This is a genomic window from Thermococcus sp. SY098 (assembly GCF_035621495.1).
GTDB lineage: Archaea > Methanobacteriota_B > Thermococci > Thermococcales > Thermococcaceae > Thermococcus_B.
Genome location: NZ_CP141821.1, coordinates 1,536,733 through 1,559,387, shown reverse-complemented (window position 1 = coordinate 1,559,387; position 22,655 = coordinate 1,536,733). Strand labels below are relative to the sequence as shown.

Annotated in this window: 26 protein-coding genes and 2 tRNA genes; 10 read left to right on the top strand and 18 right to left on the bottom strand. The window is 41.8% G+C overall.

All coding sequences use genetic code 11. The annotated features are described in order from the left end of the window. Nucleotides 1-71: 71 nt before the first annotated feature. The 6 genes from rfbD to VFC49_RS08665 all read right to left on the bottom strand — a co-directional run bounded on the left by rfbD (nucleotide 72) and on the right by VFC49_RS08665 (nucleotide 2,851). On the bottom strand, nucleotides 72-923 hold the full coding sequence (gene rfbD, locus VFC49_RS08690) for a dTDP-4-dehydrorhamnose reductase (RefSeq protein WP_324735218.1): 852 nt from the start codon (nucleotides 921-923) through the stop codon (nucleotides 72-74). Then, nucleotides 920-1,429 (bottom strand): type II toxin-antitoxin system VapC family toxin, encoded by a 510-nt coding sequence (locus tag VFC49_RS08685; RefSeq protein WP_324735217.1) that lies wholly within the window; start codon nucleotides 1,427-1,429, stop codon nucleotides 920-922. The genes rfbD and VFC49_RS08685 overlap by 4 nt, the downstream gene beginning before the upstream one ends. Continuing rightward, complete coding sequence (locus tag VFC49_RS08680; protein ID WP_324735216.1) at nucleotides 1,389-1,586, bottom strand: hypothetical protein; 198 nt, start codon at nucleotides 1,584-1,586, stop codon at nucleotides 1,389-1,391. The genes VFC49_RS08685 and VFC49_RS08680 overlap by 41 nt, the downstream gene beginning before the upstream one ends. Before the next feature lie 89 nt (nucleotides 1,587-1,675). Further along, nucleotides 1,676-1,921 carry a hypothetical protein gene (locus VFC49_RS08675; protein ID WP_324735215.1) on the bottom strand — a complete coding sequence of 82 codons (246 nt, stop codon included), beginning with the start codon at nucleotides 1,919-1,921 and terminating at the stop codon, nucleotides 1,676-1,678. Nucleotides 1,922-2,175: 254 nt separating this feature from the next. Further along, the gene (locus VFC49_RS08670; RefSeq protein WP_324735214.1) at nucleotides 2,176-2,334 is read right to left on the bottom strand and encodes a hypothetical protein; all 159 of its coding nucleotides are present in this window, start codon (nucleotides 2,332-2,334) and stop codon (nucleotides 2,176-2,178) included. A 136-nt stretch (nucleotides 2,335-2,470) separates the two neighbouring features. Continuing rightward, complete coding sequence (locus tag VFC49_RS08665; protein WP_324735213.1) at nucleotides 2,471-2,851, bottom strand: DUF2283 domain-containing protein; 381 nt, start codon at nucleotides 2,849-2,851, stop codon at nucleotides 2,471-2,473. Nucleotides 2,852-3,220: 369 nt separating this feature from the next. Between VFC49_RS08665 and VFC49_RS08660 the strand changes: the two genes are divergently transcribed. The 3 genes from VFC49_RS08660 to VFC49_RS08650 all read left to right on the top strand — a co-directional run bounded on the left by VFC49_RS08660 (nucleotide 3,221) and on the right by VFC49_RS08650 (nucleotide 5,867). After that, nucleotides 3,221-4,636 carry an ATP-binding protein gene (locus VFC49_RS08660; RefSeq protein ID WP_324735212.1) on the top strand — a complete coding sequence of 472 codons (1,416 nt, stop codon included), beginning with the start codon at nucleotides 3,221-3,223 and terminating at the stop codon, nucleotides 4,634-4,636. A gap of 298 nt (nucleotides 4,637-4,934) precedes the next feature. After that, nucleotides 4,935-5,183 carry a hypothetical protein gene (locus tag VFC49_RS08655; RefSeq protein ID WP_324735211.1) on the top strand — a complete coding sequence of 83 codons (249 nt, stop codon included), beginning with the start codon at nucleotides 4,935-4,937 and terminating at the stop codon, nucleotides 5,181-5,183. Between the two features lie 171 nt (nucleotides 5,184-5,354). Further along, entirely contained in the window at nucleotides 5,355-5,867 is a 513-nt protein-coding gene (locus VFC49_RS08650) for a hypothetical protein (RefSeq protein ID WP_324735210.1), read from the top strand. Between the two features lie 194 nt (nucleotides 5,868-6,061). On the opposite strand, the gene VFC49_RS08645 is transcribed toward VFC49_RS08650, so the two are convergent. After that, nucleotides 6,062-7,387 (bottom strand): ATP-binding protein, encoded by a 1,326-nt coding sequence (locus VFC49_RS08645; RefSeq protein WP_324735209.1) that lies wholly within the window; start codon nucleotides 7,385-7,387, stop codon nucleotides 6,062-6,064. Between the two features lie 257 nt (nucleotides 7,388-7,644). On the opposite strand from VFC49_RS08645, the gene VFC49_RS08640 reads away from it, so the two are divergent. Then, on the top strand, nucleotides 7,645-7,917 hold the full coding sequence (locus tag VFC49_RS08640) for a UPF0175 family protein (protein ID WP_324735208.1): 273 nt from the start codon (nucleotides 7,645-7,647) through the stop codon (nucleotides 7,915-7,917). Further along, complete coding sequence (locus tag VFC49_RS08635; RefSeq protein ID WP_324735207.1) at nucleotides 7,908-8,378, top strand: DUF3368 domain-containing protein; 471 nt, start codon at nucleotides 7,908-7,910, stop codon at nucleotides 8,376-8,378. Before VFC49_RS08640 ends, VFC49_RS08635 begins: the two co-directional genes overlap by 10 nt. Nucleotides 8,379-8,475: 97 nt before the next feature. Here VFC49_RS08635 and VFC49_RS08630 read toward each other — a convergent pair whose 3' ends face one another. From VFC49_RS08630 to VFC49_RS08590, 9 genes are all read right to left on the bottom strand, one after another. Continuing rightward, on the bottom strand, nucleotides 8,476-9,216 hold the full coding sequence (locus VFC49_RS08630) for a sulfite exporter TauE/SafE family protein (protein WP_324735206.1): 741 nt from the start codon (nucleotides 9,214-9,216) through the stop codon (nucleotides 8,476-8,478). 10 nt (nucleotides 9,217-9,226) lie between these two features. Beyond that, nucleotides 9,227-9,751, bottom strand: a complete 525-nt coding sequence (gene cysC / locus VFC49_RS08625; RefSeq protein ID WP_420719614.1) for an adenylyl-sulfate kinase — start codon at nucleotides 9,749-9,751, stop codon at nucleotides 9,227-9,229. 9 nt (nucleotides 9,752-9,760) lie between these two features. Next, nucleotides 9,761-9,982: a DUF2283 domain-containing protein gene (locus VFC49_RS08620; RefSeq protein ID WP_324735204.1), complete on the bottom strand. Its 222-nt coding sequence runs from the start codon at nucleotides 9,980-9,982 to the stop codon at nucleotides 9,761-9,763. Continuing rightward, nucleotides 9,982-10,230, bottom strand: a complete 249-nt coding sequence (locus VFC49_RS08615; RefSeq protein WP_324735203.1) for a DUF4258 domain-containing protein — start codon at nucleotides 10,228-10,230, stop codon at nucleotides 9,982-9,984. The genes VFC49_RS08620 and VFC49_RS08615 overlap by 1 nt, the downstream gene beginning before the upstream one ends. Continuing rightward, nucleotides 10,227-11,642, bottom strand: coding sequence for an alkaline phosphatase family protein (locus VFC49_RS08610; protein ID WP_324735202.1), 1,416 nt, complete (start codon nucleotides 11,640-11,642; stop codon nucleotides 10,227-10,229). Before VFC49_RS08610 ends, VFC49_RS08615 begins: the two co-directional genes overlap by 4 nt. 5 nt (nucleotides 11,643-11,647) lie before the next feature. After that, the gene (locus tag VFC49_RS08605) at nucleotides 11,648-12,574 is read right to left on the bottom strand and encodes a DHH family phosphoesterase (RefSeq protein ID WP_324735201.1); all 927 of its coding nucleotides are present in this window, start codon (nucleotides 12,572-12,574) and stop codon (nucleotides 11,648-11,650) included. Between the two features lie 5 nt (nucleotides 12,575-12,579). Then, nucleotides 12,580-13,719 carry a sulfate adenylyltransferase gene (gene sat / locus VFC49_RS08600; RefSeq protein WP_324735200.1) on the bottom strand — a complete coding sequence of 380 codons (1,140 nt, stop codon included), beginning with the start codon at nucleotides 13,717-13,719 and terminating at the stop codon, nucleotides 12,580-12,582. Between the two features lie 30 nt (nucleotides 13,720-13,749). Further along, on the bottom strand, nucleotides 13,750-13,980 hold the full coding sequence (locus VFC49_RS08595; RefSeq protein ID WP_324735199.1) for a ribbon-helix-helix domain-containing protein: 231 nt from the start codon (nucleotides 13,978-13,980) through the stop codon (nucleotides 13,750-13,752). 418 nt (nucleotides 13,981-14,398) lie between these two features. Beyond that, nucleotides 14,399-15,394, bottom strand: a complete 996-nt coding sequence (locus VFC49_RS08590) for an NDP-sugar synthase (protein WP_324735198.1) — start codon at nucleotides 15,392-15,394, stop codon at nucleotides 14,399-14,401. A gap of 126 nt (nucleotides 15,395-15,520) precedes the next feature. On the opposite strand from VFC49_RS08590, the gene VFC49_RS08585 reads away from it, so the two are divergent. Both VFC49_RS08585 and VFC49_RS08580 read left to right on the top strand, forming a co-directional pair. Next, a tRNA-Glu gene (locus VFC49_RS08585) sits at nucleotides 15,521-15,598 on the top strand. 8 nt (nucleotides 15,599-15,606) lie between these two features. Next, a tRNA-Ile gene (locus tag VFC49_RS08580) sits at nucleotides 15,607-15,684 on the top strand. Nucleotides 15,685-15,688: 4 nt separating this feature from the next. Here VFC49_RS08580 and VFC49_RS08575 read toward each other — a convergent pair. Further along, nucleotides 15,689-16,795 carry an ATP-binding protein gene (locus VFC49_RS08575; protein WP_324735197.1) on the bottom strand — a complete coding sequence of 369 codons (1,107 nt, stop codon included), beginning with the start codon at nucleotides 16,793-16,795 and terminating at the stop codon, nucleotides 15,689-15,691. Between the two features lie 115 nt (nucleotides 16,796-16,910). Here VFC49_RS08575 and VFC49_RS08570 point away from each other — a divergent pair, with 115 nt between their 5' ends. Together VFC49_RS08570 and taw3 are read left to right on the top strand one after the other, a co-directional pair. Then, a complete protein-coding gene (locus VFC49_RS08570) occupies nucleotides 16,911-18,869 on the top strand; it encodes an IGHMBP2 family helicase (protein ID WP_324735196.1) in 1,959 nt (652 codons plus the stop codon). Between the two features lie 42 nt (nucleotides 18,870-18,911). Next, entirely contained in the window at nucleotides 18,912-19,520 is a 609-nt protein-coding gene (gene taw3, locus VFC49_RS08565) for a tRNA(Phe) 7-((3-amino-3-carboxypropyl)-4-demethylwyosine(37)-N(4))-methyltransferase Taw3 (RefSeq protein ID WP_324735195.1), read from the top strand. A 126-nt stretch (nucleotides 19,521-19,646) separates the two neighbouring features. Here the strand turns inward: taw3 and thsB are convergent, their stop codons facing one another. Then, on the bottom strand, nucleotides 19,647-21,290 hold the full coding sequence (gene thsB, locus VFC49_RS08560) for a thermosome subunit beta (protein WP_324735194.1): 1,644 nt from the start codon (nucleotides 21,288-21,290) through the stop codon (nucleotides 19,647-19,649). 356 nt (nucleotides 21,291-21,646) lie between these two features. On the opposite strand from thsB, the gene VFC49_RS08555 reads away from it, so the two are divergent. Beyond that, a complete protein-coding gene (locus tag VFC49_RS08555) occupies nucleotides 21,647-22,651 on the top strand; it encodes a tetratricopeptide repeat protein (RefSeq protein ID WP_324735193.1) in 1,005 nt (334 codons plus the stop codon). Nucleotides 22,652-22,655 lie beyond the last annotated feature (4 nt).

The window sequence follows — 22,655 nt, the reverse complement described above, 5'->3', positions numbered from 1 at the left end:
TGTATTCCTTGACGAGTAATAGAAAAATAAAGCGGGGTTTTAAGGGGCGGAGTCCCTTCGTCCAAAGACATCTAGAGATATCCCTTCTCCTCTAAATACTCTTCCAAAGCCCCCTCCCAACGTTTCATTTTGAGCCCAAGCTTTTCCAGCTTTTCATTCTTCAACGCCGAAAATCTTGGCCTCTTTGCTAGTCTCTTCAGCTCACTTGCTTTTATTGGCTTCACTTCAACATCCCATTCTAAAATTTTAAATATCTCCCTCGTAAATTCATACCAACTGCAGTAACCTTCATTCACCATGTGGTAGACTCCAAACTCTGACTTTAGCTCCAAGAAATTCTTCAATGTTCTGGCGACATCTTTAGTATAAGTTGGGCTCATAAACATGTCGTCAACAACTCTAATCTCCTCTCCCTTCTTGGCCTTTTGAATCATGAACTCAACGAAGTTTCCGCCTTTTCCGCTCGCTCCAGCTTTCCCATACAAACTCGCAACTCTAATGATGTAATATTTTTTAGAATAATTTCTCGTAAAAATTTCCCCAGTATATTTACTTAAACCATAAACACTTATTGGGTTTGGAACATCTTCCTCAGTGTAAGGCTCTCCTTTAGTTCCGTCAAAAACGTAATCCGTGCTGATGTAAACATTAACAGCATCAATTTCGCTGGCTATCCTTGCAACGTTTAAAGCTCCAATTGCATTGACCTGAAACGCTTTCTCTGGATAAAGTTCCGCATCATCAACCCTAACGTATGCGGCTGTATTGATTATCACATCAGGCTTAAGCTCCTTCAAAATCTTCAAGCTCTCGAAATCAGTAACATCTAAATCTTCATGAGTCAAGGGAATCGCCTCTTCTCCAAAGATTTCAACTAAATCCGTCCCCAACTGCCCATTCGCCCCAATTATTGCAACCCTCATCTTGAGCCACCAGAACCAATTATTTCATTAAGCTTCTCTTTGCTATCAATGAGAATAATTCCTTCTCTCCCACATGCCTCTCTAAAGTCACTATCAAATGATATCAAGTACTTAATCCCATAAAACTTGCAGGTTGCCAGGATTACAGCATCATTCGGGAGAAGACCGTAAATGTCCATTAATGCTATTGCATCTTCTCCAATAAGTACATTATCTGGGAGATATAAGAAATTACCAAGAACGGAGTAGAGCGGGCTTTTATCAACGTTTTTAACAAGTTCCGGTTTGTGCTTCAAGGTGTAGCTTTTCTCGCCAGTTTCATCTTTCAAGTATCTTATTGAAACTTCAGTTAAAACAATTCCATTTATGAAAATCTCACCGGCATTTTCTGCAATCTCTATTATTTCTCTCGCATTCTCATCTCCATAAAAATAATTCAGAATAACATTGCTGTCAATGAAGAACCTAAACTTCCCACTCGTCATAAACATCAGCCTCAATTTCATCAACGCTTTTCTTTTTCCCCTTTAAAATCCCAAATGTACCCTTAAAATCAGCCCTTGAAAGCCTTCTCATAATCAGCTTTGCCTCCCTCTCAAGGAAGGACTTAACAACATCCTCCATACCATCCGGAACATTAAGTGTGATCACAACCTTGCCCACATTTTCACCTCCCGTATCTTTTAATAATAACTAAAGACTAAAAAGATTACGCAAAATCAGCTGTACTTTTCATTTATCTCTATAAAATCCTAGAATTCCAGTAATTTGCGCAGATTCTTCCCTCTGAACTTTCCATGCAATTTTTTAACACTGTACTCAATCATAACCTCTCTCTCAATCATCTTAATAACTCTCTCTATTCCAACAGTCTTTAAAACATCCTCCGGAATGTTGAGCTTAACGTTTGTACCCATCCTCTCACCTCGTATATCATAACTGTCGTTCAGAAATAAAAAGATTATGTGAGTTCCTGACCACAACTTTGTTTTCTTCATTTGACCTCCTCCCCGCCCCTAAAGAGCGAGACTTTCAAAAGAAAAAAGTCAGATTGAGCTTAAGAAAAGCATCTTGGTGGACATGCAAAGATACAAAGGGGAGATTGAGGTCTCAAAAAGCAGAAGTGCGGACACACCGGAAACAAGTTAATCTTTGAAAATCTCAAAGAACAGCTCTTTTTTAATTCTAAAACCTATTTGAGTTAACTCTTTAAAAAGGTCTTCAGGCTCAAATTCTGCTAAGTTTAATTCTTTTAAACGCTTTGGAATGCCCAATGTCCGATTACCTTAACTCCTTCGCTTCTCGCAACTTTTCGGGCTTTTAAATCATCCAAAGCAACCCAACAGTTGTTCCTCTTCGCCAAGATTATTGCTTCGGTTTCTCCTTTATGTAGGCCTACATAAAGCAGCAATGGCTTGCCCTCCCACAATCCTTGGAGCTTGTTGAAAAGGTTGTCTTTTCTAATCCCAAGTTTGCGGAGCTTTTTAGGAACTCACTCGCATCCTTTAAGAGAAGCCGTTTTGGATGTGAAAATATGAAGACCAAGCCTAGACACTAATTGAAGTGACAGCTGTGGGAAGACCGACGTTTGCCATTTCCAATATCCTTGAGCGCTCCCGTTCCTTCTTTCTTTGTACTATGACTATTGAAATCATCATTTCAACCCTATCTTCGCTAATCTTAATCTCCGCGTAGAGTCTCTTAATGTTTCTGAGCAAATGTTTGTCCAACCCAAACTTTTTGGAAGCTTCAAGTATTTCAAAGCCAATGACATCCAACTTATCCCTGCCTGAAAGCCGACCAAAGTCCAGAATAACATCGTCTCCAAGCATAACAGAATGCTCATACTCACTTTTGGGCACCATTACAAAGAGTGAATCAACTACGGGATCATAATCCACAGGCTTAAACTCAACCTTCTCTTTCATATTCTCTCACCTTCGTTCTCCTCTTAGAGGGTTGCGGAAATACAGTCACCACTATTAATCTCAACTTACTTTTAACATGCTTCGCATCCACTATTATTATCAAATCCTTATCCTCAGTATAAGTATAATACAGCTTAAACCTATCCTCAGGTTCTTGCTGGAGCACACCTCTAAGGCTCTTAGGATCACAAAGCAACCGTTCTGCCTACCCGTTAATTGTGTGTAGTGTGTTAATTTCGTATCGGGTAGGCTTCCACCCTCCCATCTTCATTGGATGGCATTCGGGGGAACGGTTACTCCCCACATCTTCCGTTTCTCCAGTCCCCACACAGATAAATTTATATATTCACTAAGTGAATAATTCAGTAGGTGAATATAGTGCGCTTCATTGACAGAGAAATTGAGATGGAAATACTCGAAGAAGCAAGGAAACGCTCAAAAAAGAAGCTTTACACCATCGTGGTTTATGGATTGAGGCGAGTTGGTAAAACGAGGCTTCTTCTTGAGTTCTTGGGAGAGAAAGACCTTTATTTCTTCGTGAATAGAGGCAAGACTTCTGAATCCCTTTTGAGAGAGTACGAAGAAATTCTGAGGAAAAAAGGAGTTATAACAAAATATGAGCATGTCTCAACATGGGATGAGTTTTTTGAAGTACTTTTCGAGAGATTTAACGGCGCTGTCGTCTTCGATGAATTTCAGGACTTTCAGAGGGTTGAGCCTTCGGTGTTCTCAACCCTTCAAAACTTCATAGACCTCCATGAGAACAGGAAAAATCTCATGCTAATCTTCACCGGCTCAACAGTTGGAATGATTAAAAAGCTCTTCAGGGATTCGAAGGAGCCGCTCTACGGAAGGATAAAGCGTGAACTTCACGTGAAGGAGCTTGGAATTAAAGCCAGCTACGAAATGTCAAGGGAACTTGGAATAGATGACATAGATGACTTTATGAAGCTTTATGCAGTTTTTGGCGGCTTTCCCAAGTACTACGTAGCTATTGAAGATGAAGGACTCGAAGGAAAAAGCGCAGAGGAAATAATTAGAGCTCTTTTCTTCTCTCCCTCAGCGCCATTAGAAGAGGAAGTGCCAAGGATACTCTCCCTTGAGTTTGGAAGGCGTTCTGGAGTTTATTATGATATACTTGAGGCTGTGGCCAATGGAGCTACATCACTAAGCAAGATAGCGGGCTATATGAATCGAGAAGAGACATCACTAACGAGACAGATAAAGGAACTGGTTGATTACTTCAAGTTGCTCTCCTATGATAGAGCTATTCTTGGAAAGGAGAGAGTAATTTACATAAGACATCCACTGCTCAACTTCTGGTTCCGTTTCATCCATCCGAGGCTGAGTGAGTATGAAGCAATGCGTGAAGACCTTGGGGAAGAAGTGATCTCCATGCTGCCTGACTACACTGGAAGGAGGTTCGATTTCATCTGCAGAGAACTGCTCTGGATTTTAAATGTCAAAGGAGATTTACCCTTCAAGTTCACTGAGATAGGACGGCACTGGGGCTACTACAGAGAAAATGGACAGCGAAAAGTCTATGAAATAGATGTAGTTGCCCTCAGTCGAGACAAGAAAAAAGCCTTATTTGGCGAGTGCAAGTGGAGAAACAAGCCCATAAACGGTGAAGAAATCCTCGAAGAGCTGAAAAGAAAAGTCGAGCTAAGCAACTGGAAAGGAGAAAGCCACTACCTCCTAATATGCAGGAAAGCTAAGAACGTGCCTGATGAGTTAATAGTGCTGGATGAGAATGCAATACTCCAAATTTTGAGGGGTGATTAACTGTTTTTAAAATCAGCCTTCAAAAGAAAAAATGCAGCGTCTGATCTCTGGTGTACTTTTGAGTCACAAACAACGTGATCTAGGAACGGAGCCCGCTCATCTCGTGCACCTAAGGAAGTATAATACACAAAGCTTGAAAAATTTGTGCAGTTTAGTGCATATTTTTGAGCCATAATTATTAAAGAACCGTTATAGAATTCCTTCCGATGAAGACTGTATTCCACCTTAATCCCCTTTTATACTGCTAAAGGGTAAATTTTTAACTTCATCGGTTAAAAGAATTAAGGGGTGTTGTTTGATGGGAATGTTCGACTACGTTCATATACACGTTAAATGCCCCGTATGCGGACACAAACTGAAAAATTTCCAAACAAAATCGCTGGAAAACATGCTGGAGCACTATCGAATTGGCGATACGGTTAATGCTGATAGAATTCACGCGTATACATCATGCCCCTTTTGTCATAGCTTCATAGATATCGAAATAAAGGTTGAAAATGGTAAAATAACCGACAGATATGACGTTATTTCAGTTAAACGAAGCTGAATTGTAGAGACACTGGAGAAAATTGGAAAGAGGGTAATCCTAACGCTTTATGAAGGCACATCACGCGGCTGGAAAAATGTTATCAGCTTGGATTTAAACAACCACGAAGCCATTGCAGTATACAACATTCTGAAAGATCTTTTCCCAGACCTCCATATCATAGGAAGAGAAATGTTCCTGCTATCAAAGGATTCCAAGCTGTACAAAGTATCCCTTGAAGAGTCTGAAAGTGAAGAATCCTATTTAACATGTGCCTCCTGTGGAATGCCGCTAACCAAAGAAGATCTGAACGTTGGGATGGATATACTAAGCAGAGAAAGCTACTACGAGTTTACCTGTCCCTTTTGTGGGTCCTTCCAGAAAGCAGAACTCAAGGAACCGATTAATCTTAAAATTAAATCCCCAATGAAGCGGGTCATAAAACAGCTTTTAGAATCCGACACAGTGCAACTCATATTTTACAGAGAGGGGTGGAAAGGAATTAGGGCCTTTATGAGCATGCAGACCTCAGGCAGAAAAGCACCAAAGATTTATGGGTTTATAAGACAAATCATCAAACTTAGAGGGGACATCATAAAGGAATCAAGAATTGGCAATTTGCCGTTATGGATGATTTTCTGGAGAAGAAAAGATGAGCACATGTTTTTCATCGCTATACGCAAGAAGTCCAAACCTGAAGGATGAGATTTCCTTTTACCATAACTGTCCAGTTATGTTAGTATTTGCATTACCAACTCTTTAAAAATATCTTGGCAATGCCATTACATTTTTCTTTTGAAAGCCTCGCCCTTCAGGGCGGGGAGGAGGTCAGACCCGTTGAGTATAAAATCCAAAGCTAGTTTAATACCTTATAAACAAGAGCAAGAAATGAGGCTCCTTTATTCTAACAGCAAGAACTTCCACAGCGGGATGTATCTTATACGTTTTCCTTTAATTTCCTCTAATCCTTCATAGGCTGATGTTATTATCACTCCTTTTTCCAGCGAAAACTCTTCCATGGCCTCCAGCAAACCTTTAACTTCCCTCTTCTTACTCTCACTTAAGTTCCAGCTCACTTGTATTGCTTTTGTTACCTCCAAGCCTTCCTTAATTAAAAAATCAACTTCTCTATTTCCTTTATAATAAAACACATTCTCTTTTCCAAATTTTTTTATTAAATGCAGTGCCACAATATTCTCAGCCAACCGTCCAATGTTCTTAGAAAACCTGAGTGTTACAGCATTTATTATACCGGTGTCAATCACATAGAGTTTCCTCGGATGCCGTTTAATATCACTAACCTTATATGAAAGCGGTGGAATTCTAAAGATCAAATAGCTCTCCTCCAGTGCCTCTAAAACTTCTATCACAAAATTTGGAGAAACTTTTCTCTTTACGATCCCGGCAACTTCATTCCTAAGGGAACTCCCACTTACAAGCGAAGCGAACCTGTTCACTGATAGTTCTGCAATCAGCTTCACAGTATTCAACTCTTTAAATCCATGACGAAAAGCAATATCCCGGATAACTATTCCCTCAAAAAGTTCTTTCAAGATTTCCCTTTTCAAATATTCATCTCCAACCAGCACAACTTGTGGAAAACCCCCAAATTCCATATATTCAGCCAAAAGACGCTCAATTTTTATTTCATGTGCAACGATTTCTGCGAAGCTCCTCAAATTTAAACCTTTAAAACTCAAAAACTCCCTGAAGGTTAAAGGAAAAACTTCTAAAGTTAAGCTCCTCCCTGTCAGCACTCCAGAAACTTCAGTTTTAAGCAAAGAAGATGTTGAGCCAGTTACAATCACTTTAGCATTCTCCTTTTCAGCTATGCTCCTGACCCATCGTTCCCAGTTTGGAAGGTTTTGCACCTCATCTAAAACTATGAGAGAAAAATCTTCGTCATTAATGTGGATTTTATACACCCTATAAATCTCATCAAGGAGCTCCAAGCTGAGGTATGCATGGAATTTAGGATCTTCGAGGTTCACATACAGGGTTTGTTTGGGATTCAGCCCTTGTGATATTTTCCTTTTTAAAAACTGTCTCGCCAAAAATGTCTTTCCAGCTCTCCTTGGGCCTATAATTGCTATTATAAAGTTCCCAGCCCTGCAAAAAGTTTCAATCTTTTCCAGATATTCCTCTCTTTCAATACCAGTCTCCTGAGGTTTTCCCCAAAAATTATAAGGGACTAATGCCTCCAATATCTCTTCATCCCTCAGCATTTTATATCCCCAATAATATAAATTATCACACTTTTTATATTTTTTGGAATATATGTTGGGGCACATAAGCACGAGGTAAAAGAAATAAAAACAGTGTCTTAAGGAATGAAGCACCTTATATTATTCTAACCCATTACCACAACTTTTTATTAATATTTCATTCAGATTTTCCCACTTGAAAGCCCGTCCCTTAGGCAAAAGAAGCTCAAACCAAATAGTTAATATACTACAATCATAAAAATCCAAGTGGTGAGATCATGGAAGAGCTTTGGCTGATAAGCGAGTTCGAGAAGATTGTAGCACTCAATCCGGATAAGGTAATAAGGCTCCTAAAAAAAGACAAAGAACTATTTTGGGAAGTTGTGGTTAGTGCTTACCTTGACAGAAAAATCAGCTTGAGTAAGGCAGCAGAACTTTTAGAAATGACCCGAGAGGAGCTAATCGAAGAGTTTCATAAAAGAGGCATCCCTATTAGAAAATTGAGCAAGGAAGATGTCATAGCAGAGGTGGAGGCACTGAATTGTTTGTAATTGATAACACAGTACTATCGAACTTTGCTAAAGTCGAAAAGCTTGAATTACTAAAAGACATTTTGAAAGACTCCATAATCACAAAGCAAGTCTTAGAAGAATTCAACCTTGGAATTGAAAGAGGTATTTTGCCAAAGGTCAAACTTCCCTTTAAAGTTGTAGAACTCAAAAACGAGGAAATTGAACTGTACAGAAAACTTTGTACAAGCTTGGGGAAGGGAGAAGCCTCCAGCATCGCAGTGGCAAAAAATAGGGGAAGGATACTCCTTAGCGATGATTTGGATGCCAGAAAAGCTGCATACCTCCTAGGTGTTAAAGTCTCAGGTACAATTGGTGTTTTGGTGTTAGGCGTTAAAACTGATGTTCTAACATTGGAAGAGGCAAACCAACTTCTAGGAGCAATGATTAAAAGTGGCTTCTACTCTCCAATAGAGAGTTTAGAGGAAGTTTTGAAGCATTAAACATCTACTTGCCCTTTATGCGGCGCGTAAGCGCCCAGATAGAGAAATAAAACAGGATCTAAAGAACTTTGCCCCCTAACTCATAATCGAGAACAACTCAAATCACCCTCTGAAAGAGTGTCAAGACTCCAATGACCAAAATTATCACGTTAATAACCCTTTTCAGCTTATCTCCATCCACCTTTCTGTTCACATGGGTTCCAAGATACACACCCGGTAAGGTTCCAGCAATCAGGAGCAAGGCCAAATGATAATTTACACTTCCTAAAAACGCATAGTTCAAAGCACTAAAAGATGATAAAGCTAAACCATAAAATATTGTAATACCAACAACCTCCCCTGGATTGAGCTTGGCTAAATTCATTAATGCAAAGCTCACTATGACTCCAGCACCAACTGAAGTGAACTGAACGGTTAAGCCAACAATGAATCCTAAAAGATACAGATATTCTCTCTTGGGTCTTATGGGAACATGGAGTTCTCCCTTAACTAAGCTGAGGAGTGAGCTGACAACAAGAATCACGCCAAGCAATAAGGTGAGATAATTATTAAGCGTGCTTTTATCAATAACTCTAAGTAGAACAGATCCAAGTAAAATTGCGGGCAAGCTACCAGCAAAGAGCCTTAAAGCCAGATCAAACCTAATAATCCCCTTCCTATGATGGAAGAACACACCAAAAATTCTCGTAACAGTTGCATATAAAAGGTCAGTCCCAACAGCCATCAAAGGTTCAACTCCCGGGAAGATAAGTGAGGGAGTCATCAAAGCACCCCCACCAATGCCAGTCAGCCCAACCAAAAATCCAACAAAAAAGCCGAGAAAAATAAAGGGGAGCATAAAACCCACCTCAAGGCAGATAGCCCAATTCCTTAGCCTTCCTCAGCACTGCTTCAGCCTCTTCCTCCGGGGTCATCTTTGAGCTGTCCACCTTAACCTCTGGATTCTCCGGCTCCTCATAAACTCCATCGTAGCCCGTCAATCCTTTTATTTCACCGCGCATGGCTTTCTTGTATAATCCCTTCGGATCCCTCTGAATCCTGACCTCTAAAGGTGCATACACATAGACCTCAATAAATCTACCTATCTCCTTTCTTGCGTACTCCCTAACAGCTCTATACGGCGAAATCAGAGAAACTATAGCTATGACACCATTCCTTGATAAGAGCTTTGCCATGTAGATCACTATCCTGTTGTGCATCTCCCTCGCTTCCTTGGAAAAGCCCAAGTTGGGATAGAGTGTTTTCCTTACGACATCTCCATCAAGAATTTCAACTTTATATCCCATCTCTTTCAGCTTCTTCTTTAAAGTATGTGCTAAAACTGTCTTTCCAGCACCGCTCGGACCGGTGAGCCAGATTGTAAAGCCCTCCATAGCCTTCACCTAAGGGGCAGCTTGTTCTTCTATTTTTATGGTGATCTCGCTCAGGGGTTTCGATTTGATTCTCACCGATGCGTTAATTATCTCTATACCTACGATTTCTCCATGCTCCCCGTAGTCTATGATAATCCCCTCATCGACTTCAACGGTGTCCACTATCTTTGCATCTGAAAACTTGATGTACATAACATCATACTTTGGATCATATGAAATTTTCATTTGCATCACCTCAGGTATTTATCAACTTTCGAAGTTATATAGACTGTTATCACAATGATGCTATCTTCATGCTCTTCGTAAATGACCCTGATCAATTTTCCATCTATAACCTTCTGAGCGACTTTTCTCCCAAAATACCCTTCTCCAACTTTATCTGGATTAAGTAAAGCCTCAATCACAAGCTCTTTTGAAATTTCTCTCTCATTCATCCTTTCCAGCGCATGAGGGATGAAGGTTATGTCCCTTTTGTTCATACAACATTCCTCCCTCTGAGAGGCTTTTTCATTCCAAAGAGCTTGAGCACAGTTGGAGCAAAGTCGTAGATTGTCAGCTGTGTTCTTTTTGCTTCGCTCATGCCGGGCAGATAGAGAGAGAAAACTCCATACTCAGCGTGAACTGCATCGTCCGGGCCCAAATCGTTCTCTAACAGATAGGGACTTTCATAGCCGAGAGTTCCTGCAGCTCTCCAGTTCAAATCATCTAAGTAAACCATCATGTCCGGCTTGTCACCTTTGGCAACTGGGTAAATCTCTTCAGGATAGAACACCTTCGTGTCCCACTTTTCTCCGTTTGGTCCCCTTATGGTCTTTATCAGCTCGGCAACTTCATCCCTAACCTGATGATACCTTTCGGGCTCAATTATTCCCATTGGTTCCCTCCCCTTCACATTGAGGAAAACCCTGGAGTAATAGCCGCCCCAGGCCCATGCAATAGTTTTGCTCCAGTCAACTTTGAGCTCGTTGAATTTGACCTGCCTTCCTTCCTTCAAAATCTCCGGATTCTTAATCTTCAAGAGACCTTCTTCAATGAGCCACTGGTTGATTGCAAATGCACCTTTCATTGCCTTTATCCCGTGATCTGAAACGATTATTACAGCCGTCTCATCCAAGTTCAAAAGCTTCAAAGTCTTTCCAATTTCTTTATCAAGAAGCTTGTAGTAATCAGGAATGACGTTCTTGTAGGGGTTGTCGTCGCCAGGATAGAGGTGGTGGTTCTCATCGAAGTACTTCCAGAATGCGTGGTGGACTCTGTCAAGACCAATCTCAACGAATTCAAAATAGTCCCAATCCTTCTCCTGAATGAGGTATCTAATCACTTCAAACCGCTTTTCTGTCATCTCCCAGAGCTGCTCTTTAACCTCGTCCCTGTTCTCTTTCCTAAAGACCACATCAAAGATGTATTCACCAACTAAGCGCTCAATCTCCCCCTTAAGTTCTTTTGGATGCGTATAATCAACGGAAGCGTCTGGAGTGATGAAGCACGAGATAAGCCAGCCGTTAACTGGCTTTGGAGGATAGCTCGGTGGAATTCCAACCAAAACCGATTTTTTGCTCTTTTCAGCTATGTAGTGCCAAACTGCCTTCTCCTTAACCATCAGGCTGTGGGCAATCCAGATGTCATTGTAAGTTCCCTTTTTCCTGTGCCTAAAACCGTACAAGCCAAGCTCACCAGGGGTTTTTCCAGTCGCCATCACCATCCAGGCTGGAATTGTTATGGCTGGAATCGTGCTCTGCATTGGGCCGTAAATTGACCTCTCTACAAGCCACTTTATGTTAGGCAACTCATCCAAAAATCTGTTAAATAAAAGCTCGGGAGGAGCAGAGTCAAGACCAATCACAAAGACCTTCTTAACCTTCTCCAAGCTTTCCTTAATTTTCTCATTCATCCCAATCACCTCAGATGAGCGTTAATTATATCCAAAACCTCATCAACTTTGGATTTTTCACATATACACCCTAAAACTTCCCTCTTTCCGCCAGCGTTAAATCCCCTCTCCTTTAAAGCAGAAATTATTCCACCCATATATATTTTTTCAGCGAGCTTGGAAGAAATTCTAAAGTATATCTGGGCTTTTCCGTGAAAATCCCTGTTCACAACCACCGCTCCGTTGTATCCAAGCTCCCAGACAGCTTTCCTTGCGACTTTGGAGATCACATTGAAGGGACTCTCAAAGGTTATAACGGCAAATCCATCTCTAAGCTCCAAATTACCAATTGCATCATTAATTGTCTTTTCAATTGCCTCAGCTTTCTTAACCCAAGGCTCATATTCCAAAAGCTCTTTCAGGCTATGTGTTAGGAGAACCTCCACAGCTTTTTCCACACCTTCCCTATCCATTACCACATAGTTTGAATCAATGAGCTGGACCAATCTAAGGGCTTCATCACCAGTTAATCCAGTTAAAAGCTCTCTAACTTTAGGGATTTCAAGTGCTTTCTTGCCTATGTCGCCTAAAGCACCCAAAGCAGACCATTCGTTCCAAATGCCAAAATATTGGGAAACAACAAAAGAGGCTGAAGGAGCATATTCTCCATTCAAAGCTGGATTTATCTGCTTAACTTTTGGATTTTCAATTTTGGGCTGTATGTGGTGGTCGATGAAGACCGTCTCCTTATCAACGTCTTCAACTTCATTCGGCAGGTTCAGGTCGAGCACGTAAATTGTGTCAGCTCTTTCGATTGCTTTTCTAATCCTTTCATCAAACCTGAACTCCCCAATGGGAGGACTCAAATTTTCAAACTCCCCTAAGCTAAGGGCTTTGGCAACTAAAGCTGCCGATGTTATGCCGTCGGTGTCCCAGTGGTGGATTATAAGCATTCACATCACTCCACGAATGGATTTTCAAAGCTCCTTATGACCTCATAAACTTCTGGTCTCATCATATATTCAGGAGGCTTTTCACCGCTCATTATCATCTTCCTGAGCTTTGTTCCGCTTATCCTCACGTGGAACTCCTCGCTGTGCGGGCAGATTTTAGCGTTGACCATTCCGCCGCATCTTTTGCAGTAAAAAGCCTCACGTATGAACATGGGGGTTATGCCCAGATCCGGAAACTCATCGAACAGATCCCATGCCTCATAAGGTCCGTAATAGTCCCCTACTCCTGCATGATCTCTCCCAACTATGAAGTGCGTCGCCCCAAAGTTCTTCCTCATGATTGCATGGTGTATCGCCTCTCTCGGTCCAGCATATCTCATTTCATACCTGACGGTTGCAAGTGTAGCTGCATCCTTTGGATAGTAGTGCTTGAACAGAACCTCATAGGCTTTGATAATCACCTCATCCCTGTAATCTCCTCTCTTCTTCTTTCCTAAGACTGGATTTATGAAGAGACCATCGACGAAAGTCAGTGCAGCTTTTTGAACGTACTCATGTCCCATGTGGGGAACGTTCCTCGTCTGAAAGGCAACTACCGTCTTCCACCCCCTCTCTTTAAACAGAATCCTCGTCTCAACTGGCCTGAGGGTGTACTTTGCAAAAGGATTTGGTAGCTCGTTCAAAAGCTCAATCTCGCCGCCAACTAAATATTTGCCCATCCCATAGACCTTAGCAACGCCGGGATGATTAGGATCAGCTGTTTTGAAAACCTTCTGGGCGAATTCTTTCTTATCGTAGGTATAAATCTCCTCAACATGCATCCTCGCTATAGGCAGATCATCATAGTAAAGCAGAACTGCATCACCCTCTTCAAATTCAGGCTTTTTTACGTCAAGAACAATAGGGATTGTCCATGGGGTATCATCGCTAAGCCTCATATGATCCAGAACGGACTGAAAATCATCGCTCGTTAAAAAGCCCTTAAGTGGGGAATAAACACCGTGGGCTATATTTTCAAGGTCAATTGCTCTTCCGTGGTCAACTTCAGCCCTCGGATATTCTCTCTGCTCGCTTAGAATCCTTTCCCTCGTTTTTGGAGCGGCTATTCTCCTGACTAATCTCCCACCATGTGGCTTAGAAACCATTCCAATCACCCAAATAAAAATTAACAGAAGTCAGTCGAGGTAGCCGAGAGCCCTAAGTCTCTCCTTAACCTTTTCCTCCTCCTCTTCACTGAAGACCTCTTCCTTCTCTTCCTCCTCCAAGCTTGCCAGCACTTCCCTCAGAACATATGTAACGTAGTCTGAAACTGATGTAAAGCCTGTCCCTTCAATTCTCTTCTTTATCTTCTCATAGAGGGGCTTCGGAATTGAGACTGTTGTGTATTTCCTTTCATCCTCTGCCATTTAAATCACCTCCAGCTTTAATGACATTTAATTACATTTAATTAAGCACCGCCGATGATATATAAGCTTTTTGCCCACCTGAAGAGTAAAGATTCGATTATATGGCAATCGTAAAACAGGTGAAAAGCTTGCCCACTATCTTGGGAAGTTTTGTTTTATTATTTGAAATTAAAACTTTAATTAAAACAAGCATTAAAAACAAGAAAGCTTTATATATGTTAAGCGAGAGCTGTATAGTGAGGGGCACTGTATAGAAAAGAGACCAAAAACGAAGCTTCATCTCGATCCAAGGTTTATAGCCTGAACAAATTCTGCAGTTTGCCCAGAGCTGCAGGGTTTGGATGGGATGTAAGCTTTGCTTCAAGGTGAAACTCCGTTTAAAGGTCGAATTCTATGCGGTGTCCCTCATTTTTATTGATTAATCTCCCCTCTGTATCTTCGCATGCCCACCGACTAAGCTCTTCTTAAGCTCCAAATTCCTTATCTCACACTTTTCATCAATTATCGAACGCCAGATTGTTGAATTCCTTATTATGGTGTTTTTAAAAATTATTGAGTCGCTTATGTCAGAATTCTCAACAACACACCCCTCACCAATGTAGGCATATGGCCCAATTATTGATCTTCCAAGGATCTTTGCTCCCCTCTTTATAACAACCGGGGAAATAATCTTCGCATAGGGACTTATCTGTATCTCCTCAATGTAGCTCTCCCTCAAAAGGGTTTTCAATGCCTCCAAATAACTGTCCGCACTTCCGATGTCATACCAGTACTCATCGAATTTGTATGCATAAATTTCAATCCCTTTAGATAGGAGCCACTGAATAAAGTAGCCTGGAGAATCTTTGTTGCCCTCCTCCAAGTACTGGGGTATCATTTCCATAGCATCCTTTGGGAAGACATAAACTCCCGTGCTTATGAGAGTCGATTTGGGCTTTACCGGCTTTTCCTCAAAATCAATCACCCTATCTCCCTCAAGAAGAACCACACCATACCTCTTCGCAAGCTCAAAGTCGCCGACATCATAGACAGCTATCAGCGTTTTTCCATTGTATTTGTCCAAGAAGTCCTTCAAGCTGAAGGAGAATAGATTATCGCCAGCGATGACGAGATAATCGTCCAAGCCGAGCCTACTTACCGCTTCTTGGAGGGCTCCAATGGTGCCAAGCTTCTCCTCTTCGCGAAATGTATCTTCAACCAGGAGCTCGACATCCTTATCCCTGCTCCACTCCTCAAAGTACTTCGCAAAGAATCTGTTGGTTGATACGTAAACTTCTAAGCCCAGCTCCTTTGTTTTTTCAAGGATGTAATCGATGATGTATCTGTCCCCCAGAGGAAGCAGAGCTTTTGGGTTGTCCTTGGTTATGGGCCAGAGACGAGTGGCATAACCGCCAGCCATGATCAAAACCTTCATAACACTCACCCCACGCCAGTACATTAATGTTGAAAGAAGAGGATATAAGGATTACGGAAGCCAAGAGTAAGCAATGCCCAAATTACCGAAAAATTTATAAATTTGACAGAGCTTAGGATTATCGGCGCCCCGGTGGTGTAGCCCGGTCAATCATGCGGGACTCTCGATCCCGCGACCCGGGTTCAAATCCCGGCCGGGGCACCAGTTGAAGAGGGCCCGTGGCTCAGCCTGGTCAGAGCGCCCGCCTGATAAGCGGGAGGTCCGGGGTTCGAAGCCCCGCGGGCCCACCAGCAACTATTCTTCAAGGAATCGTTTTTTCAACCAGTACTCCATAAAAACGTCTGATACTTTGTAGGTCTCTCCAATTTTAGTAACTATCTCCTTTTTTACAAGCTTTCTCAAGGCAGATTGTACACTTGCTGGGCTTTTAAAGTCATATTTACGTAAGAATTCTCCTGAAAATAAGTCTTCTTCTCCTTTGGCTACTGCAAGTAGAGCTTTTCTTTGGTTTGGAGTTAAAGACTCCCAAATAAGCAGATAAGAGTCCTCTAAATCTGATATAAGTTCATTTAAGGTTCTTTCCACATCTTTTTCGTCCACCACCTTTTTGAGAGTCCCAACATACCAAAGCTCAAAGCAAAGTCTTTGTGTGTAATATGGGTGGCATTTAGTTAAAGAGAGGATTCTATCTATAACATGCTCCCCAATTTCAATATTCCCTTTTTTAAAAGCATTCCAGATGTATATTTTAAATTCCTCCTTAGGTATCTCTTTGAGAGTAATGTGAGCACCGAAATTATAAAAGGGGCTCTCCTTTGACTTAAATATCCACTCCATTAGGTGCCTTTTGCTGCCAATAAAGATGTAGCTGACTCTATCGTGATGCTGGAATTTTGATCGTAGGAGCTTAAGCAAATTACCAAATTTTACAAGTTCCTGAAATTCATCAAAAACCACAACAACTCTCTTACCTTTGTCTAACGCCAACTTCTGGGGCAAATCTAACGCTTCCTCCCAATTTTCAACGCCCTCATAACTGATTTCAATTTGTACGTTGGGTGTCGTTTCAATTGTAATTTTTGGAGTTATGTTCTGGAACAGCTTCTTTACAGCATGCCATATCTCTTTCCCCTTGTAATGCTGGAGAACTTTTTTTGTAAGCCTGTTCGCAAGGTCTTTCTCAGAGGTTACTGAATAGCAATCAATAAAAAGGGAAATTATCTCCCCCCTCAGTTCTTCAAGCACCTTCAATACGAGAGATGTTTTGCCAAATCTTCTTGGCGAATATATGATCACATTTCTTGCATTTATGATGTAGTTCCTAAGCCTCTCAAGCTCTCTTTTTCGATCTATAAATTTCTCACCTTTAGCGGGTTCTCCAAATATAAATGGGTTCTCCATTATGTATCATCACATTATTCAACTTTAAATTATTCAATCTTAAATAATTTATGGTCAGATAACCCAACGCTTTTAATGAAGATCGAGAGTTAGATATGAGGGAGCGTGGAATAAGATGAACATAGTTCGATACATTAACCATCTCAAAGAGCTTGTTGAGCTTGAGCGAGAGGCAGAGATAGAGGCTATGCGAGAGGAGATGAGGAAGCTAACCGGATATGAGAGAGAAAAAGCAGGGAGAGCTGTTCTTGGCTTAAATGGAAAAATTATTGGAGAGGAATTTGGTTACAAACTCGTTAAATACGGCAGAAAGCAGGAGATAAAGACTGAAATCAGCGTTGGGGATTTGGTTGTGATAAGCAGGGGAAATCCTTTGGCAAGTGACTTAATCGGAACCGTGACTGAAAAGGGGAAGCGCTTTCTTGTCGTTGCCCTTGAGAGCGTCCCGACCTGGGCATTAAGAAACGTTAGAATCGACCTCTATGCCAATGATGTAACCTTTAAGAGGCAGATAGAAAACCTTGAAAGGCTCAGCGAAAGTGGAAAGCAGGCATTAAGGTTTGTTCTTGGATTAGAAAAGCCCAGAGAAAGTGCTGAGGTTGAATTTAAACCATTTGATAAGCAGCTAAACGAAAGCCAAAGGAAGGCTGTAAGCTTGGCTCTGGGGAGTGAAGACTTCTTCCTAATCCATGGTCCCTTCGGCACTGGAAAGACAAGAACACTTGCTGAAGTTATTCTTCAAGAAGTAAAAAGAGGGAAGAAAGTTTTGGCAACTGCAGAGAGCAACGTGGCTGTTGATAACTTAGTCGAGCGCTTATGGGGGAAAGTTAAGCTCGTTCGCTTGGGACATCCCTCCAGGGTATCAAAGCACCTAAAGGAATCAACACTGGCTTATCAGGTTGAAGTCCACAAGAAGTATAGGAGAGTGAAAGAGCTCAGGAGTAAGGCTGAAAGGTTGGCAATGCTCAGAGATCAGTACACAAAACCAACACCCCAATGGCGGAGGGGTCTTACAGATAGGCAAATTCTAAGGCTCGCAGAGAGGGGAATTGGAGCAAGAGGCGTTCCAGCAAGGGTTGTGAAATCAATGGCCCAATGGATAGCATTTAACGAAAAAGTTCAAAAGCTGTATGATGAAACCAAAAAGCTTGAGGAAGAAATAATAGGAGAGATAATAAAACAAGCGGATGTTGTTTTAAGCACAAACTCTTCAGCGGTTCTTGATTTCATAAAAGACGTTAACTTTGATGTAGCTGTCATAGACGAAGCTTCACAGGCAACGATTCCAAGCGTTTTAATTCCAATAGCAAAAGCCAAAAAGTTCATCTTGGCTGGTGACCATAAGCAATTGCCCCCAACGATTTTGAGTGAGGAGGCAAAAGAACTCAGCGAAACGCTCTTTGAAAAGCTTATTGAACTTTACCCATCAAAGGCAAAGATGCTTGAAATCCAGTACAGAATGAATGAAAGACTCATGGAGTTCCCAAGCAGAGAATTTTACAATGGAAGAATTAAGGCTCATGATGGAGTCAAAAACATAACTTTGCTCGATTTGGGCATTAGGGTTTTCCATTTTGGAGAGCCCTGGGATTCCATCTTAAATCCAAAAGAACCCTTAGTCTTTGTTGACACATCCAAACATCCTGAAAAGTGGGAAAGGCAAAGAAGAGGTTCGCTTTCAAGGGAGAATCCGCTGGAAGCAAAGCTCGTTAAGGAGATAGTAAAAAGATTGTTAAGGATGGGTATTAAGCCAGAGTCAGTTGGAGTTATAACACCTTATGATGATCAAAGAGATTTGATAAGCTCACTCATAGAAAACGATGAAATTGAAGTAAAAACCGTCGATGGGTATCAGGGGAGGGAGAAAGAAGTTATTATTCTTTCATTTGTTCGCTCCAATAAAAAGGGCGAGCTTGGATTTTTAACTGATTTAAGAAGGCTAAACGTTTCTCTAACAAGGGCAAAGCGCAAGTTGATAGCTATTGGAGACAGCGAGACCTTGGGTGCACATCCAACTTACAAGAGGTTTGTGGAGTTTGTGAGGAAGAGGGGGGCATTCATACCCTTTGCTTAAATGCATGTCAATCTTTTTAAATACCTTCACAAATTTACCTTCATGTTCCTCTACGAGAAGAACTTTGAACTCCAAAAGCGAAAAGCAATGGAAAGTCTGAGCGAGGCCTTAGAGAAGGGCTTAGTCGATGAAGACATAATTCATCTTTTGGAGAAAATAAACTCCCTTCCAAATTATTTCACAACATCTTCATGCTCCGGAAGGATAACCGTAATGCAGATGCCAGAGTTTGGAGATAAGGTTAACGCTGAATGGCTCGGCAAGTGGCACAGAGAGGTTTCTCTTGAAGAGGTTTTAACAGCGGTCAAGAAGCACAACTCTGGGATGCTCTGGTTCATGCTTCACAGCCCCATAATTCACGTTTCTGCCAAAACATTGGAAGATGCCGTTGAGCTTTTAAATCTGGCAATAAACTGCGGGTTCAAGCATTCAAACATCAAGAGCATCAGCCACAAGAAGCTTGTAGTTGAAATAAGGTCAACAGAAAGAATGGACGTTCCCTTAGGAGAAAATGGTGCCCTTTGGGTGGGTGAAGGATACATTGAAAAAATAGTTGAGTTAGCCAACGCCCAGCTGAGAAGAGCCAAGGAAAAGCTGAAGAGGCTTGAAAAAGAGATTGAGAAACTTAATGCTACTGCATCCTCTTTTTAGCTGCTTTTAAAAAGGAGAGCCAAGAGAAATCTTCTTGAAGTATATGGCATTTCAAGACAACCAGAAGAGGATTTTTAAGATCCACCAAAGATTCAAAAGAAAACTTAAGAAGAAAAGTTAGAGAGATCAGTCAAGGTCGCTGCTGAAGTCCTCGCTTCCTCCTCCCTTCTCTCCTTCCTTCTCCTTCTCAAGCTTCTGTGCTGCTATGACGTCGTCGATTCTGAGGATCATGATTGCTGCTTCGCTTGCGCTCTTGATTGCCTGCTTCTTAACCCTCACAGGCTCAATAACACCCCTCTCCATCATGTCTGCTGGCTCTCCTGCGAAGACGTCAACACCGACTGTTGGTCCCTTCTCCTTGTGGGCTGCAATGACCTTAACGAGTGTCTCGATTGGGTCAAGTCCAGCGTTCTCTGCCAATGTTCTTGGAATGACCTTGAGTGCCTCGGCGAATGCCTCGATGGCGAGCTGCTCTTTTCCACCGACTTCTTTAGCATACTCGTCGAGCTTGACGCTGAGCTCGATCTCGCTTGCTCCACCACCTGCGACAATCTTTCCGTCCTCGATGATGTCCTTAACGACCTTTATAGCATCTTCCATTGCCCTCTCGACCTCGTCAACGACGTGCTCTGTTCCACCCCTGATGAGGATTGTCACTGCCTTTGGATTCTTGCAACCCTCAACGAAGATCATGTTCTCGCCAGCGACCTTTCTCTCCTCAACAACCTCTGCGTAACCGAGGTCATCTGGTGTGAGGTCTCTGATGTTTGTGACGATCTTGGCTCCTGTTGCTTTTGCTAACTTCTCCATGTCGCTCTTCTTGACCCTTCTCACTGCCAGGATTCCAGCCTTAGCCAAATAGTGCTGTGCCAAATCATCAATACCCTTCTGGCAGAAGACAACGTTTGCTCCTGTTGCAACGATCTTGTCAACCATCTCCTTGAGCATTCTCTCCTCTTGTTCGAGGAATGCCTGGAGCTGCTCTGGGCTTGTGATTCTTATCTCAGCATCTGTCTCCGTCTCCTTGACCTCAATTGCATCGTTGATGAGTGCAATCTTAGCTCCCTCAACCCTCTTTGGCATTCCTGGATGGACCCTCTCTTTGTCAATCACAACACCCTTGATGAGCTTTGTATCCTTAACGCTTCCACCCTCCTTCTTCTCGAGCTTGATGTTGTCAATGTCCACATGGTATTTGTCGCCAACCTTCTCTGCAACCTGCTTGACAGCCTCAACTGCAAGCTTTGCCAAGTACTCCCTCTCCTCCTCAGCTGCCTTTCCGGTTATTGCAGTGACTGCCGCTTTGAGGAGTGTCTCTTCATCGTTGACATCAACATCCTTTGCGATGCTGTCAAGTATCTCCTGTGCCTTCTCGGCAGCCATTGTGTAACCCTTGACGATGATGCTTGGGTGAATGTTCTGGTCGAGCAGCTCCTCAGCTTTCCTGAGAAGCTCACCCGCAATGACAACTGCTGTGGTTGTACCATCACCAGCCTCCTTGTCCTGGGTCTTAGCAACTTCGACCATCATCTTTGCAGCTGGGTGCTGGATGTCCATCTCATCAAGAATGGTTGCACCGTCGTTTGTGATGACGATGTCTCCTAAGCTGTCGACGAGCATTTTGTCCATTCCTTTTGGTCCTAAAGTTGTTCTAACGGTCTCAGCAACAATCCTTGCAGCCAAGATGTTCAACCTCTGGGCGTCCTTACCAACATATCTCTGAGTCCCCTCAGGCAGAATTAAGATTGGTTGTCCTGCGAGCTGGGCCATCTCCGCCCACCTCCTTCGATTTTTTAAATTATACCATAATAGCTTTTATTCACAATTTGTTGTTTCCACTCATAGGTTCCTTTGGATTATTTATAAATTTTTCGCTTTAGAAACATTTTTACAAAATGCAGAGTGGAGGGGGATGAAGGTAGAGAAAATCTTAGAAAATTAAAAGAAAAGAAAGTTCTCAAGCCTCCTGGAGGATAAGCATTACATCGTGAAGATCTATGATTCCATTGTTGTCCATATCTGCCTTTTCTTCAAAATCAGTGTCATCGCCAGCACAAGGGCTTTAAGCACATAACCTAACTGTTTTTAAAACCTCTAAAAATAACCTTCTCCAGGTGAGAACGGTGATGGAATTTGAAAAGGCCCTAAAAAGGAAAGACTGTGAAGCCGTCCTTGAGCATCTTGATGATTACCTTGAAGAGATCGAAAAAGAGGATGAGCTTAGAGAACTCCTCAGAAGACTTGAGGATTTAGCTTTGGAGTGTGAGGATGAGTTGGCCTATGAGCTCGCTCATGAAATTGCACACATCTATGCACACCTTGATGAGATTGAAAAAGGCATTGAAGTTTACAAGAAAATTGCAGAGAAATATAGAGAAAGTGAAGAGAAGTACAGCGAAGCATTGTATTACTTGGCAGATGCTTATGAGCATTTTGGACTTCCGGAAAAAGCAATTGAAGTCTATGAAAAGTTATTAGACCTGGAAAGAAAAAGAGGGGACAAAAAAGAAGAAGCGTTAACTTTAGCACACATGGCAGTAAACTACGAAGAGCTTGGTGATTTAGACAGGGCAATTAAATTTATGAAGGAAGCAAGAGAACTATTTGAGGAATTAGGAGATGAAAAGAACTACCTAATAAGCCTAATCGATTTGGCCCACTTCTACTATGAAAAAGGGGAAGATGAGAAAGCAGAAGAACTGATTAAGGAAGTCTTGAAGAGCCCAAGAGATACAGACATTGAAATAAATGCAAGGTTGATCGAGGCTGAAGTATATGCGGGTAGGGAGGATTATAAAGGGGCATTCAAATCGCTAAGCCTTGCACTTGCAAAAGCTGAGGAAAATGAAGAGCTTTTTGAATTTGCATTTGACACATTAATTGGGTTTATAAAAGATTTGTTCAACGAGAAGCTCTACAGAGAAGTTTATGAAAACATCGACGTTTTAGTGAATGCCTTTGAAGAAGACAAAGAGCTCAAGAACTTTTTCATGGCAATCCGAGAACTCGCAAAGATGAAAGAAGGTAAAGAGAATAAGTTTGAGGAAGTTTATAGCAAAATTAGCAACGAATCATTAAGAGAGATCTTAGAAGACCTAAAAAGCCCCACGTTTCTAAACATTGGAATTTAAAAAA